This window comes from Ereboglobus sp. PH5-5 (assembly GCF_029504805.1).
Taxonomy (GTDB): domain Bacteria; phylum Verrucomicrobiota; class Verrucomicrobiia; order Opitutales; family Opitutaceae; genus Ereboglobus.
The window spans coordinates 98,649-113,099 of the sequence record NZ_JAQFIT010000012.1 but is presented as its reverse complement, the minus strand read 5'-3'; the positions used below and the strand labels follow the sequence as shown (position 1 = coordinate 113,099).

Below are 14,451 nucleotides of genomic sequence, written 5' to 3'. Positions count from 1 at the left end.
AGTCTGTTTGCGTTATACACTTTTACCGCCCCTGCAAAGGGGGGCGGATATTTTTTTCTATACACACGCAAGAACGACAATGACCAAACGCATAATTCCATCACGGAGATTTATCAAACCCACATTCGAATTTCTCATCGAAAAAAAACGCGACGGCGGAGAGTTCAACAAGGAGGAAATCCGCTACATCATCGACAGCATTCTCGACAATGAAATGCCCAAGCACCAGCAGGCCGCGCTGGCCATGTCGATCTTCTTCCGGGGCATGTCCGCCCAGGAGTCCGCGGATCTCACCGAGGAGATGATGCTTTCCGGCGACGTAATCGATCTCTCCGACATCGCGAAACCCAAGATCGACAAATACTCGACCGGCGGCGTGGGCGACAAAACCGACCTCGTGCTCGTTCCGCTCGCGATGGCCAGCGGCGTTGTTGTTCCCATGATGTGCGGCATCGAGCACGACTACGTCATCAACACACTCACCAAACTCTGCGCGGTGCCCGGCTTCAAGCACACCATCTCCAAGGATCACTTCGTTTCGCAACTCGCAAAAATCGGCGGCTCCATTGCCAAACAGGTTGACGACCTCGCGCCCGTCGAAGGCAAGTTCTACCAGCTCCGCAAGGAAACCGGCACCATCCCGAGCCTTCCGCTCATCACCGGCAGCGTGCTCTCCAAGAAACTCGCCGAGGGCGCCGAGGGGCTCGTCATCGACGTCAAGTGGGGCAACGGCTCATTCATCAAGGAACTCGAGCAAGCCAAGCAACTCGCCCGCTCCATGACCCGCGTCGGCCGCACGCTCAAGCGCCGCTGCGTCGCGCTCGTCACCGACATGAACCAGCCGCTCGGCGACACCGTCGGCACCTCGCTCGAAATCAAGGAGGCCATCCAGCTTCTCAAAGGCGAGGGTCCGGAGGACATCAAGGACCTCGTCATGAAACTCGGCATGGAAATCGTGCGCCTCGCCGGAGTCGCCGGCTCCACGCTCTCCGCCAAGCAAACCGTGCAACGCCACCTCACCGACGGCAGCGCGCTCCAAAAACTCAAGGACCTCGTCAAGGCCCAGGGCGGCGACCCCTCCTACATCGACGACCCGTCCAAATTCGCCACCGCGAAACACGTGCGCAAACTTCCCGCCCCCAAGCGCGGCTACGTGCACATGATCAGCGCGGGCATGATCGCGCACGGCGTGCACATTCTCGGCGCCGGCAAGACCAGCGCGCACGACAAAATCGACCACGCGGTCGGCGTCTCGGAAATCAAAAAAGTCGGCACGCAAGTAAAGCAAGGCGAGCCGCTCATGATGATTCACTACAACGACGAGGCGAAACTCGAGCAGGCGCTCGAATACTTCAAGAACGCCTACCGCCTCGCGCCCAAGCGCCCCACCCCGCCGCCGCTCGTCGTCGAGCGCGTCGCGTAAGCCCGCGGGCAAATCCCTTCCACACGAAACCGGATGTTTTGAAGACATCCGGTTTTTATTTCCCCCATTGCCACAACGGCCTGGAAAAAGCGGGACTCCATGCCCTGGCCGCCCTTCCCTCCGTGAGATTCACGCGCGGGCGAAATCAAGGCTCCACTTCCCCCGGTTTTTGACAAAGCTGATGGCTGCAATCCTCCAAAATACCACACCCATGAAACCCATCACACGCCTCGTCCGGCGGGCACAGTTCCCCCTCTCCGCATTTGTCATTCTCGGTGTGGTTTGCCTTGCGCAAAATTCCCCCGCCCAAACGCCCCCGCCCAAGCCCGCGTCGCGTGACGCCGCCAAGGTGCTCACCATCGGCAACAGCTTTGCGGACAACGCCACCGAGTTCCTGCCGCAAATCGTTGAGTCCACGGGACGGCAACTCGTGCTCTTTCGCGCCAACCTCGGCGGTTGCTCGCTTGAGCGCCATGCGCGCCACTTGCGCGCCGCGCTTGCCAATCCCGACGATCCCAAGGGCAGCCCGTATGCCAACAACGCCGGCGTGCTCGGCATCGCCGGCAAGAAAAAAGTCAGCCTTCCCGAGGCGCTTGCCGCCGTGGAGTGGGATTTTGTCACGATCCAGGAGTGGAGCCAGCGGAGCTTCAAGCCGGAGCACCAGGAACCCCACGCGAAGCAGCTCATCGACGCGATTCGCAAACTCGCGCCCACCGCCGAAATCGTCATTCACCAGACTTGGGCATACCGGGAGGATCACGCCTGGTATCAGAAAGGCGACGGTTTCACGCAGCAGAAAATGCATGCCGGCCTGCGCGCCGCCTACAAGGAGCTCTCCGCGCGCCACGGACTGCGCATACTGCCCTCCGGCGACGCGATGCAGGCCGCGCGCGCCACACCGCGCTGGACCTACGAACCCGACAAAAATTTCGACTTCAAAAACCCGCCGGAGGGAAAATTACCGGGGCAAAAAGGCAGCCTCAATGTCGGCTGGCGCTGGCGCACCAAGAACGGCAGGCGGACTTTCAGCCTTGATGCGATTCACGCCAACACTGCGGGAAAATATCTCACCGGCTGCGTTTTCTTCGAGGGTCTTTACGGGACGGACTGCGCGCGGGTGAGGTTTGTGCCCGAAGATTTGACCGGGGAGGATGCCGCGGATTTGCGCCGCATCGCGCACTCTGTTTCCCTCGGGAAAAAGCCCGGCGGCGCCAAGGCCGGAGCCGGGCTCGCAAAACCATGATCTAGGCCCGCCTCAAGCCTGCTCTTTTTGCGCCGCCCCGATTCGCTCGCAGGTGCCGCGCCACGCGGCCTGCAACGCCGCGAAATCCCCGTCCCTCGTCGTGCTCCTTATCAAATAGTCAAACTTGCCGGCCTCCCGCACTTCCCGCTCGGCGGTTTTCATCCGGCGTTCGATTTCCGCGTCGGAATCCTGGCCGCGCAATTTCATGCGCTTGCGAAGCTCCTCCATCGGCACGTCGATAAAAACCGTCGCCATGTGCCGCGCGAGAATCGGATTGGTTTTCGCCGCGTTGCGAAAACTTTCCACGCCCTGCACATCAATGTTGATCGCGAGGCTGCGCCCGTTCGCAAGCGGTTCGAGCACCGAGGACGCAAGCGTTCCGTAACGATGCTTTTGGTGCACCCACGCCCATTCCAAAAATTCCCCCGCGGCCAGTTTTGCGTCAAATTGTCCGGGCGTCAAAAAATGATAATGCACGCCGTCGATCTCGCCGGGACGCGGCGGACGCGTGGTGGTTGTCACGACCCTGGAAAACTCCGGCTCCGTTGAAACGAGCCGCTCGCACAAAGTGGACTTGCCCGAACCCGCCGCTCCCGCGATGACCAGCAGCACGGGCGGCGTTGGCTTGGCGTTGGATTGGTTTGGGCTGGCGTCCGGTTGCGATGACATCGTTGCGACAAGTGTGGTTTAATACGAAAAAGCGATTCCCGCGACGAGCAGCCCATACGCGACAAGAAACGCTCCCAGCGCGCGCGCGCGTTGCACGCGGACAAACAGCCACTGGATAAAATCGCGCGCGCGATACGGCACGCATCCGAAATAAATCGCCAGCACGATCGCCGCATACACAAACCCGACGACAAACAAACGGCGGCTGTAATCATACTCGCCAAAAAGCCCCGTCAAAACTTCCCACGCGGCGAGCAGCGTGAGCGCGCTCAACCCGCGAATTGCCAGGAAATCGGGCACAAAATAAAACGCCGCCACCGCCACCGCCCCGAAAAACGCCGCCCAGGGCTTTGGCGTCTCAAAAAGCACCAAGTCCGCCGGCGCCAAATGCCAGACCACGTAGAGAAACCAAACCGCCGCCGCGCCCCAGAACACCGCGGCGGCAAGCGGCGAGCGCGGCACCGCCTTGAGTGATGTCGCGATCAGCGAATTGCCGATGAGCAGCGGCACGCCAATCACGATCAAAAACAAACCCGGAAAAAACGTGGCGGAAAAAAGTGACATGTTTGAAAACCGGCTATGAGAACGATTTTCCCCCGAAGAACGAGAAAGAAAGTCGAGTCGAATTTCCCGCGGCGGAGCACCCGTGCTGATATTTTCCTAAAAATCCGTGCGAAATTGCTATTGACGCGGCCAAACGGCTGCTTACTCATTCACGCCTGCAAATCACTTTTTGCGGGCGTAGCTCAGTTGGTAGAGCACCACCTTGCCAAGGTGGACGTCGAGAGTTCGAACCTCTTCGCCCGCTCCATTTTCAGCCAAACGGGAGGCTGGGTTTTTTCAGGGGAGAGTGTTGCGAAACTGAACAAAAAACTCGCCCGCCAACCATGCCCGCAAGTTTACGGACTCATCGCCCGGCATGAAATTAATCACACCCGGAGCCCGCCACTTGCGCATTTTTCCATTGAGAATGAGGCGCGGGGCGCACACATATCAGGCGCAATGCGCGAACGTCGTCTCACACGCACTGTGGTTTTGCTCGGCATGGTTGCCGGTTGCTGCGCCGTCGCCCGCGCCGCGAACGCGGCTCCCGCATCCGAAATCGCAAGCGGATCAATTATCGACGGCATTGTCGCCTGGGCCTCCGCCGTTTGGGACTACGTGCGCTCGCACACCGGCGCGGTCGTCAGCGTCGCCTACATCCTCATCCAAATCGCGGGCGTGCTGACAAGCATCCGCGCGATTCTCACGGCGCGCACTTCGCAGGGCGCGGTCGCGTGGGTCGTCGCGCTCATTTTGATGCCTGTTGTGAGCGTGCCCGCGTATTGGGTTTTTGGGCGGAGCAAATTCCACGGATATGTCACGCTCCGCCGCCAGAGGTCCGCCATCTCCGCGCCCACGATTCAGGCCGCGCTGATCCGCATGCGGGCGAAAAACATGCTCGTCACTCCGCAATTCGGCGAGCCCTTCGCCATCGAACTGCTCGCGCACCTTCCGCTCACGCGCGGCAACGACGTCGAGCTGCTCATTGATGGCGACGACACGTTCTCATCAATTTTCGACGGCATCGACCGCGCCAGGGAATACGTGCTGGTGCAGTTCTACATCATCCACGACGACGACACCGGCCGCGAATTGCTTTCGCACCTCGTGGCCAAGGTCAAGGAGGGCGTGCGCTGCCACGTGCTTTTCGACGAGATTGGCAGCAGCGGACTGACGCGCAAATACGTGCGCGACATGCGCGCCGCCGGCATCAACGTCTCCGCGTTCAACACGAGACGCGGGCGCTGGAATCGTTTTCAAATCAACTTTCGCAATCATCGCAAAATCGTCGTGGTCGACGGACGCGAGGCGTGGGTCGGCGGCCTCAACGTCGGCGACGAATACCGCAGCCGCGACAAGAGGGCCGGCTACTGGCGCGACACGCACACGCGGCTTGCCGGGCCCGTCGTGCAATGTGTGCAGGCGGTTTTTCTTGAGGACTGGCATTGGGCCACCGGCGAGATTCCGAAATTCGAATGGCGCCCGGAGGTCGCGCCGAACGGCGTGTCGCGTGTCGCGCTTTGCCTGCCGTCCGCGCCTTCCGACGAGCTCGAAACCGCCACGCTGTTTTTCCTTGATGCGATCAACACCGCGCGCACCCGCATCTGGATCGCGAGCCCATACTTCGTGCCCGACGAACAGTTCATCTCGGCGCTTCAGCTCGCGGCGTTGCGCGGGGTCGATGTGCGCATCCTCATCCCCGACAAGGCGGACAACTTTCTCGTGCAGCTTTCCGCGTGGTCCTACATCGAGGAGCTCGAAACGGTCGGCATTAAAACCTTCCGCTACACAAAGGGTTTCATGCACCACAAGGTCGTCGTCGTGGACAACGCCTACAGCACAATTGGCACGGCCAATTTCGACAACCGCTCATTTCGCCTGAACTTCGAGCTGACGATGGCGTTTGCCGACAGGCAGTTCAACGAGCAGGTGACAAAAATGCTCGAAAACGATTTTGCGTGCTCGCGCCTGGCAACGTCGGCGGAGCTCAACGCGCGCGGTTTTTGGTTCCGCCTCGCCGTGCGCGTGGCCATGCTCCTCGCGCCGGTGCAGTGAGGCGGGCAAACGCGGCGGCCTCGGCGAGGCCGCCCTACCCTCGCGAAAGGAACGGTGGCGTTATAGTCCGAGCTCCTTTGCGAGGAAGGTGAACGACAGCGCCCACATGCGGGCGCGTTGCCCGGCGTTGGCGGCGCCGCCGTGGCCGCCTTCGATATTTTCGTAATAGAGCACGTCGTGGCCCTGCGCCTCCATGCGGGCGACCATTTTGCGCGCATGCGCCGGGTGCACGCGGTCGTCCCGCGTCGAGGTGGTGAAAAGCACGCGCGGATATTTCACGCCGGGTTTCACGTTTTGGTAGGGCGAGTATTTTTTGATGAAGGCCCAGTCCTCCGGCACGTCGGGGTTGCCGTATTCGGCCATCCAGCTCGCGCCGGCGAGGAGCTTGTTGTAGCGGCGCATGTCGAGGAGCGGCACCTGGCAGACGACGGCGCGATAGAGGTCGGGGCGCTGCGTGAACGCCGCGCCGACGAGCAGCCCGCCATTCGAGCCGCCCATGATGCCGAGGCGCGCGGGCGAGGTGATTTTGCGCGCGATCAGGTCCTCCGCGATGGCGGCGAAATCATCGTAGGCGCGCTGGCGTTTTTCGCGGAGCGCGGCCTGGTGCCACGCGGGGCCGAACTCGCCGCCGCCGCGCAGGTTGGCGAGCACATACACGCCGCCGCGCGCGACCCACGCCCGGCCAAAGTGCGCCTTGTAATCCGGCAGCATCGAAATCTGGAATCCGCCGTAACCGTAAAGCAAGGCGGGCGCGGTGCCGTCGGCGCGAAAGCTCTTTGGCGCCAGCACAAAATACGGGATTCTCATGCCGTCGGCGGAGGCGGCCTCGTATTGGAAAACCTTCATGCCGCCGGCGTCGAAAAAGGCGGGCAGGCGCTTGAGTGTTTCGCGTTTCGATTTGCCGATCGTGCCGAGCACGAGACTGGGCGGTGTGAGAAAATCCTGCGTCTGAATGAACACGTCGTCGGATTCGTCCTCGTCGATTCCCGAGATGCTCGTGACGCCGAAGTCGGGCGCGGGCACGGGCTGGCGCGTCCACTTGCCGGTCGCGGCGTCGAGAGTCCACGCGAATAGTTTGTTGCGCACGTTTTCGAGCTCGTTGACGACGAGGTGGTTTTTGGTGTCGGCGGTCCCGGCAAGCGATTTGCGCGGGCCGGGCTCGAAGAGCACGGTGAAATCGCGCGCGCCGGCGAGGTAGCGTTTCAGATCGGCGGCGAGGAGCGCGCCGGCGGCGTGGGTGCGCCCGCCGACAGTCCAGTCCTTGCGCAAAACGAGCAGGATTTGCCCGCGATGAAAACCGACGCTGACGTCGTCGGGCTTGTCGAGCCTCACCCACGCGCCGGCGGGGTTGCGAAGCAGGACTTCGTTGGTGAAAAAGGCGGGGCGTCGCAGGATCATGTCGTAATGCGCGCCGTGGTCATGTATCCGAAATGCGGATACAGACATGTCGGTTTTGTCCGCCTCGAAAATCGTCGCGGCGGAGGCGAGCGGCGTGCCGCGCTTCCATTCCTTGACGATGCGCGGGTAGCCGGAATCGGTGAGCGAGCCGGCGCCGAAATCGGTGCCGACGTAGAGCGTGTCGCGGTCGTGCCAGGCAACGCGGCTCTTGGCCTCGGGGAGCGCAAAGCCGCCGGCCCCGGGCGCGACGAAGGTTTTTGTTTTCAGGTCGAACTCGCGCACCACGTCGGCATCGGCGCCGCCGCGCGAGAATTTGACGAGCGCGCGGTCGCGGTCGGGGTAAAGGATGTCGGCGCCGTGCCACACCCAGTTTTCATTTTCGGCGGCGGCAAGCGCGTCGAGGTCGATGACGGTTTCCCACGCGGGGGCGGTCTTGCGGTATTCGGCAAAAGTGGTCCGGCGCCAGACGCCGCGCACATGGTTTTCGTCCTGCCAGAAATTGTAATAATGCGCGCCGTGTTTCGCGACGTAGGGAATCTTTTCCCTGGAGTTGTAGATGGCGAGGAGCGCGGCGCGGGTTTGCTCGAAGCCGGGCGAGCTTTCGAGTTCGCGCGTGCTGACGGCGTTGCGCTCGCGCACCCAGGCGAGCTGTTTGTCGCCGGTCACATCCTCAAGCCAGAGGTGGGAATCGTCAGGGGCGTCCGTTGAGGCTCGGGCGGGCATGATTGAGAGCGAGGCAAGGGCGAGGCCGGTGAGGATGAGTTTGCGCATGGGGAAAAGAGAGGCGAAGCATCGGGACATGTCAGGAGTTTTTTGCGGGGACGAAACCTGTCAGGATTTTACCGGAGGTTTCAGTTGCAGCAGAATATTCGCGGCGGTGATAAACGCGCCGCCGGTCAGAAGCGTCCAGGTGAAGGTTTCGTTGGCATAGTTTATTCCGAACGCGGCGGAGAACAGGCCGGGCAGAAACAGGGCGAGGAGCGTGCCGAAGATCGGCTCGAAACAATACACGAGGCCCGCCTCCGTCGCGGTGATTTTGGGCTGCCAGGCGTTCATCAAAAAGAACGCTCCAAACGTGCAGAACACAACGAGGAGCAGCGTGAGCATGATGAAGGCGGGCGAGGCCCACGGCGCGACGAGCGCGGAGAGATTCGGGGCGGTTGCGAATGCCATGATGGAATAAATCACGGCCTCGGTGGCAAACATCACGAGTGTGATGCGCATGACGCGGTTGCCCGCGAATTCGGGCCGGTCGAGCGTGAGGATTTGCCCGGCAAAGAAAAACGCGCCGAGCAGGGTTTCAAATTCGCCGCGCCCGAGGCGGAGTTCGCGCCAGTCAAACTGCCCGAGGATCGCCACGCCGGTGATCACGAGCGCGCAGCAAAACCACACGCGCCAGCCGGGATTCTTGCGCATGCGAAACGCCACGTAGAGCGGAATGAGGATGGCGGTGAGCTGCGTGAGAAACGCGGAGGTGGAGGCCGCGGTGAATTGCAGCCCGTCGTTTTGCAAGATCATGCCGCCGGCGGCGAAGGCGCCGAGGAGCAGGCCTTGTTTCCACTCGGCGGGCGTGGTGCGCCGGCGGGTGTTGCCGCGCAGAAAAAGCAAATGGATAATCAACAACACAACCGTGCCGATGACAAAGCGCGGGCCGACGGTCGCGGATGCGGTGAACCAGTTGCCGCTGCCGGGCTGGATCGCGGCGTGCACGAGCGCGAGCGCCTTTACGGTCGGAAAGCTCAGTCCCCAAAACGCCGTCGCAAGAACAAGCATGCCGATGGCGCGCCAGTGACGGACATTTTGCGTTGGATTCATGGGCGGGGGTTCAGGCGCGAGCGCTCGGCTTGCCCCGGCGGCATCCGGAGTTTCTTGCACGCGGGGGTTGCGCGTTCGCCGCGATCAAATCAGCGCGCCTGCCCGGCCGCGCCTTCCTGGGAAGGCTGGGCGACGGTTGTCGCGGCGAATCGTTTGCCGAATTCCTCGGTTGCGATGCGTTTCGCCTCGTCCGCGTCGGCGGCCTGCTTGAGCGCCACAAGGTCGGCGGCGCGCGCGATGATCCAGCGATCCTTAAAGTTTTGCTCGACCTCGGTTGCGATAAGGGGACTCGGCTTGGGTTTGCTGGAGCAACCCGCGAAAGGCAGGAGCGCAAATAACGGCAGGAGGCAAAGGAGGAGGAAGCGTTTCATTGAAGATTGGAAAAATATCTGACGGATAAAAGCGGCGCGTGTTCCGTTGTCAAAGGGCGAAAAAACAGGGGCTTCGTTTTTCAAGCGCCAAAAACAGTCCCTACCTCGGGAGGGGCGGCAGAAGAAGATGCCAGCGCTCCTTGGCGAGGTCGGGCGTGGAAACGGAATAAGTTTCGTAGAGCGCCTTGAATTGCGCGTCGTCCTGACGGGCGAGATAGGCGCGAAGAAGCGGCAGGATGCGGGCGGTTTTTCCGGGCGTGATGTCTTTCTTGGGCCAGGGCTTGGCGGGGTCGAGGTAAGGCGCCACATAGGCGAGGGCGGCGCGCAGGCTGCGCCCATCTTTCGTTGTGTGAGTCCAGCCGCCGGTGTAGCCGGCGCGTTCGCCGAGCTGCGCGAGTTCAAAAAGGGGCTCCAGGTTAAAAATCGAATAGTGCAGGGAATTGGTGCGCGCGAGTTCGTGCGGCTGGCGTCCGTCGGGCTCGATCTGCGTGGCGATGTAATGCGGAAGTTGCTTCTCGACGCGGCGGCGCGCGGCGGCGGTTTTGCCGAGGGCGAGCTCAAGGTGCGCGGCTTGCACGGCATACCATGTGCCGTGGTTGTTGGCGGCGGCCTCGGCGAGACCGATTTTGCTGGTGGTGAGCCAAGTGTGATACGACTCGAGCCAGGCGCGCATGGCGGTTTGTTTTTCGGCGGGCCATGCGGACGAGGCGGCGATGAGCGCGAGGCCGTCGGTGAGCGCGGTGATGTGTCGGCCCTCGAGCACGCCGGCTCCGCGCCCGCTGTTGCGTCCGCGAATGCCTTGCGCGTGATTGAGGTTGGGGTTCATGCGTGTGGCTTCGTCGAGAAACCAGACGCGGGTGAGCAGCGCGGCGGTTTCGGCGTAGGTTTCCCTGCCGGTGAGGTAATAGGCGAGGCCGAGCGTTTTGACGGCGTTGCAAATCCGGACGAACTTGAGCGCGTCGTTATCCCGCTTGCTCTCGGGGTTGACCTGACCGTCGCGGCGAATGTAGGGCAGGCCGTCGGGCTTGGCCGGATCGGGCCACCAATAGGGAGCGAGCGAAAGGTAGTCGTGTTTGTCACCCGAATCGGCGGTGAGCTTTTTGTCGATCACCGACAGGGGTTTGAGGGCGAGCGCCTTGTCCGCCTCGCGAAGCACGCGGTCGTAGGCGGGGCGAAACGCGGGGTCGTTTGCGTGAGCGCGCTCGCGGGCGTTGGCAAGCACGGCGGGATCGCAGCAAAAGATCGCAGGCGGTGGGACCGAGTTCGCGAGCGCGGCGAGCGGGAATAAAATGGCGGCCACGGCAAGGGTGGCGCGACGCAGGCGGTCGGTTGTGTTCATTGGGGCTTCATGACGCGCAAGATGCGCGCGGATTTCAAAAGGGGATGTTTTTTCCGGGAAGTTTTTTTGGCGATGCGCTCAAAGGCGCGCCAAAGAGCGGAGGCACGGGCGAGCCGTCCGTGCCTCCGCAAACCATTTCGGACGCGGGCTTAATTTACGGGCGCGGGAACGGCGGGTTTGCCGGACATCTTGGCGCGGTAGCGAAGGAGCGCCTCGAGGAAATAGTAGTCGGCGTAGTTGAGCGGCACGTCGATTTCGCTGTTGCCGGGAAGATGGCCGACCGAGTGCATCAGGATGAAGCCGCCGTTTTCACCGACCTTGGCGCGATAGGCGGGAGAGGAAAGCGAGAGGAGCTGCTTGCGCGCGGTGTCGAGATACCACTTGGAGAACTTGGCGTCGGTCGTGTAGTCGCTCAACTCGATGAGCGCGGAGGCGATGATCGCGGCGGCGGACGCGTCGCGCGGCGCGTTCGGAATGTCGGGCGCGTCGAAATCCCAGTAGGGGATTTTGTCCTTCGGGAGCCTGTTGTGATGGAGGATGAACAGGGCGATTCGTTGCGCTTGCTCGAGGTAGGCGGGATTGCGCGTTTCGCGATACATCATGGTGAACCCGTAGAGTCCCCACGCCTGGCCGCGCGCCCATGGCGACCAGTGGGCGTAACCTTGCTTGGTGTGGCGGAACAAAACCTTGCCGGTGCCCGGATCGTAATCGACGACGTGATAGCTGCTGCCGTCCTCGCGGAAATGGTTGGCGAGCGTGGTTTGCGCATGGCTGATTGCGATTTCGCGGTAGCGTGGATTGCCGGACTCGCGCGAGGCCCAGAAAAGAAATTCGAGATTCATCATGTTGTCGATGATGACGGGGAACGTCCAGTAGCCGTGATCCCACGAACGGATGACACCGGCGCAGGGATTGAAGCGACTGGCGAGCGACTCGGCGCCCTTGAGCATGATGTCGCGGTAGGAGGCGTCGTTGGTGAGCCGGAGGCCGTTTCCGTAGCTGCAACCGATCATGAACCCGAGGTCGTGCGTGCCCTTGTAGTCCTTGATGCTTTCGAGGCGCGCGGTGTATTCGCGGGCGGCGTCGCGCCATTTTGCGTCGCCGGTGTATTCGTGAAGGAGCCAGAGCGAGCCGGGGAAAAAGCCGCTGGTCCAGTCGCGCGGGCGGATCGTTACGAGCTTGCCGTTTTCGAACCTGCGGGGCTGGCGGTTTTTCTCGGCGACATCGGCCATCGATTGGAGGAGTTTTGTGTATTGTTGCGCGGCGACGTCGAAGTTTTCGCGCACGAGTTGCTCGGTTTTGTCGTCGGCTTTTTGGGCGAAGGCCGGAATGGCCAATACAGCACTGACAACGGGGATGAGGAGGGCGTTTCGGAGTGTCATGGTAAGAGGGTGAAAATTAGAAGCCACAAATGCGGGTAAATGCACGCGAATTAAAACGGGGATAAAAGAGCCTCTCGTTTTTTGGACACAGATTGACGCATATTCAACCCGATTGGCCGCAAAGAGGCGCGGAAGTCGCAAAGAACGGAGTTTCCTTTTTGCGCCTGTTGTGCTTTTCGCGGCAGATTCTGATCTGCATTCATTTGCGTGCGTTTATTTGCGGTTAATTTTTTCCTGGGTTGGTTGTGAAAGTCCTCAAAACGCCACGCGCCAACATGTGATTTGGCGCTCTTTTTTCGCACGCATATTTTTTAATATTCCCGGCGTTCGCAGGTTGGGAATATGAGGCGTGCGGATGTTGACCGTTTCCCGAAACGGGCTTCTACTCGCGCAACAACCACCCGATAAATTATCCAACCCTGCTTCACATTCATTTGCTTTATGAAAAATCCCAAAGTCTTGCTCATGTGCTTTTGCTGCGCACTTGTCGGAGTTGTGTTGGGCGTGGGATTGGGGCGCGTGTCGGAGTCAGGTGACGGGACAAAGTCCGACGCGGGCAAAAACCCGGCAGTAATTGATTCGCAAGGTGCGACTTCAAAAAGCGGCGGTAAAGCCGATGCCAGCGGCGAGTTTCCAGACTTGGCCGGCTTAAAAACGCCGGAGCAATGGCGCGGGTATATTGAGCGGTGGATGACGGCGGGGTGTCCACCGGGACAACAAAAAAATGTGTTCGAGGGTTTGCGGCGTTGGTCGGAGGTCGATGCGGACGGGGCGTTGGCGTTTGTTGACGGAGCCGCAAAATTTCCGGTGCGCAATGAGGCATACGCGATTCCGCTGGCGGCAATCGGGACGAAGCACCTGGGGCATGTGATCGGCTGGCTTCAAAAAAATCCCAACAAAAGCGATAGCGGCAGAATTGCCGAGATGGTGATACTGAAACTGAAGGACGCTCATCCCGAAGAGGCGTGGAAACTCGCGCTTGCGGATGCTATTCCTGTGAGTCCTCACTATTTTGGGGAGATCATGCAGTCGATGCTGAAGACAAACCCGGCGAACTCGTTGCGGGTGCTGGAAAGTTTATCAGATTACGGCAAGGACGATGTTACGGGTGACTTTGCCGTCGCATGGCTGAAAATGGACGAAAAGGCCGCGCTCGAATGGTGTGCGCGGCAGCAGGACAAATCGTATGGAAGCGAGATGTTTTCTAATATTCTAAATTATTACGCCAAAGAAAATCCTTCCGCGATGCTTGCGGCGATTGAAAAACTGGGAGCTGTATTTAAGCAAAACCAACACTATGGATTTATGTATGAGTTGGCGCGAAAAGACCCTCTGGTCGCCTTGGAGGTGCTGCAAAAAATGCCAGCCGATATGATGGGACAGTATGGAAACGGCGTAATATGGGAATTATTCAAGACGGATGTCGACCAAGCGGTGGCAGCGGCACAGGTGATTTGGTCTGATGAAGTCAATCGCTCGGATAACCTTTGGCGAAATTATGCTAACTGGGCACGTTCCGACCGCAAGGCCGCCGAGGCGTGGCTGGAGAACGAGGCTGATGGCACGCTGCGCGAACAAATTAAAACGAGGCAATTGTTGCAGGATAATCCAACCGCATTTCTCGGCTCAGTGGGTGCGAATATTAACTCTCCGTTAATGAAAAACTACATAAATGAGGCGATGTGGATGGCTGCTCGGCACGGTCAATCCGACGCTGCGTTGCGCTGGCTGTTGGCAAATCCTGATCAGATTACCCAAAGCCGGATGAATGATTTTCTATACAGAGGCGTATCGAACTGGAAAAGTGTGCTGACGCCGACAAATATTTCCACGATTTCCGAGGGCAAGGGACGCGAGACGTTGATTGATTTTGTGGCCGAGGCATCAACACAATCACAGGATTGGCGGAGTGCTGTGGAATTGCTGCCGTTGGTCACAGATTCCGGCAAGCAGGACGCACTGCGTTTCAAGATTTTTTCGAGCATGATGAGCCGTGAGTCCGAACGCGAGGCCGCGCGTGAATGGCTGGCGACACAGCCATTGAGCGAAGAGGTGCGCACCTCGTGGGAGGCGCTTGCCGGGCCTGCGACTAGGGAATGATGCGGATGGCGGCAGGGCGTCGGCGCATTTCAAATTTTGATCGAACTACGCTTGCGCCCGGGAACGCGGACATCCTGTCCGCAAGTTTGGAAGTTTGGACGGCGCGGCGCGGC

General features: G+C 60.5%; 11 protein-coding genes and 1 tRNA gene. 5 read left to right on the top strand and 7 right to left on the bottom strand.

The window, feature by feature from the left end; genetic code table 11:
- Positions 1 to 79: 79 nt before the first annotated feature.
- The gene (locus M2103_RS09390; RefSeq protein WP_277510183.1) at positions 80 to 1,423 is read left to right on the top strand and encodes a thymidine phosphorylase; all 1,344 of its coding nucleotides are present in this window, start codon (positions 80 to 82) and stop codon (positions 1,421 to 1,423) included.
- Positions 1,424 to 1,634: 211 nt separating this feature from the next.
- The gene (locus M2103_RS09385) at positions 1,635 to 2,666 is read left to right on the top strand and encodes a DUF4886 domain-containing protein (RefSeq protein ID WP_277510181.1); all 1,032 of its coding nucleotides are present in this window, start codon (positions 1,635 to 1,637) and stop codon (positions 2,664 to 2,666) included.
- 12 nt (positions 2,667 to 2,678) lie between these two features.
- On the opposite strand, the gene M2103_RS09380 is transcribed toward M2103_RS09385, so the two are convergent.
- The gene (locus M2103_RS09380; protein WP_277510179.1) at positions 2,679 to 3,335 is read right to left on the bottom strand and encodes a guanylate kinase; all 657 of its coding nucleotides are present in this window, start codon (positions 3,333 to 3,335) and stop codon (positions 2,679 to 2,681) included.
- Between the two features lie 18 nt (positions 3,336 to 3,353).
- A complete protein-coding gene (locus M2103_RS09375) occupies positions 3,354 to 3,899 on the bottom strand; it encodes a hypothetical protein (protein ID WP_277510177.1) in 546 nt (181 codons plus the stop codon).
- 171 nt (positions 3,900 to 4,070) lie between these two features.
- Here M2103_RS09375 and M2103_RS09370 point away from each other — a divergent pair.
- Both M2103_RS09370 and cls read left to right on the top strand, forming a co-directional pair.
- Positions 4,071 to 4,146: transfer RNA gene (locus M2103_RS09370), tRNA-Gly, on the top strand.
- A 191-nt stretch (positions 4,147 to 4,337) separates the two neighbouring features.
- Positions 4,338 to 5,933: a cardiolipin synthase gene (gene cls / locus M2103_RS09365; RefSeq protein WP_277510174.1), complete on the top strand. Its 1,596-nt coding sequence runs from the start codon at positions 4,338 to 4,340 to the stop codon at positions 5,931 to 5,933.
- Positions 5,934 to 5,993: 60 nt separating this feature from the next.
- Here the strand turns inward: cls and M2103_RS09360 are convergent, their stop codons facing one another.
- The 5 genes from M2103_RS09360 to M2103_RS09340 form a co-directional block, all read right to left on the bottom strand.
- Positions 5,994 to 8,102 (bottom strand): prolyl oligopeptidase family serine peptidase, encoded by a 2,109-nt coding sequence (locus tag M2103_RS09360; protein WP_277510172.1) that lies wholly within the window; start codon positions 8,100 to 8,102, stop codon positions 5,994 to 5,996.
- Between the two features lie 60 nt (positions 8,103 to 8,162).
- A complete protein-coding gene (locus M2103_RS09355; protein ID WP_277510170.1) occupies positions 8,163 to 9,146 on the bottom strand; it encodes a DMT family transporter in 984 nt (327 codons plus the stop codon).
- Positions 9,147 to 9,235: 89 nt separating this feature from the next.
- Positions 9,236 to 9,517: a hypothetical protein gene (locus tag M2103_RS09350; RefSeq protein WP_277510169.1), complete on the bottom strand. Its 282-nt coding sequence runs from the start codon at positions 9,515 to 9,517 to the stop codon at positions 9,236 to 9,238.
- A gap of 100 nt (positions 9,518 to 9,617) precedes the next feature.
- A complete protein-coding gene (locus M2103_RS09345) occupies positions 9,618 to 10,856 on the bottom strand; it encodes an alginate lyase family protein (RefSeq protein WP_277510168.1) in 1,239 nt (412 codons plus the stop codon).
- A 149-nt stretch (positions 10,857 to 11,005) separates the two neighbouring features.
- Positions 11,006 to 12,238 carry a glycoside hydrolase family 88 protein gene (locus M2103_RS09340; protein WP_277510167.1) on the bottom strand — a complete coding sequence of 411 codons (1,233 nt, stop codon included), beginning with the start codon at positions 12,236 to 12,238 and terminating at the stop codon, positions 11,006 to 11,008.
- Between the two features lie 441 nt (positions 12,239 to 12,679).
- Here M2103_RS09340 and M2103_RS09335 point away from each other — a divergent pair, with 441 nt between their 5' ends.
- Positions 12,680 to 14,338 carry a hypothetical protein gene (locus M2103_RS09335; RefSeq protein WP_277510166.1) on the top strand — a complete coding sequence of 553 codons (1,659 nt, stop codon included), beginning with the start codon at positions 12,680 to 12,682 and terminating at the stop codon, positions 14,336 to 14,338.
- Positions 14,339 to 14,451: the final 113 nt, after the last annotated feature.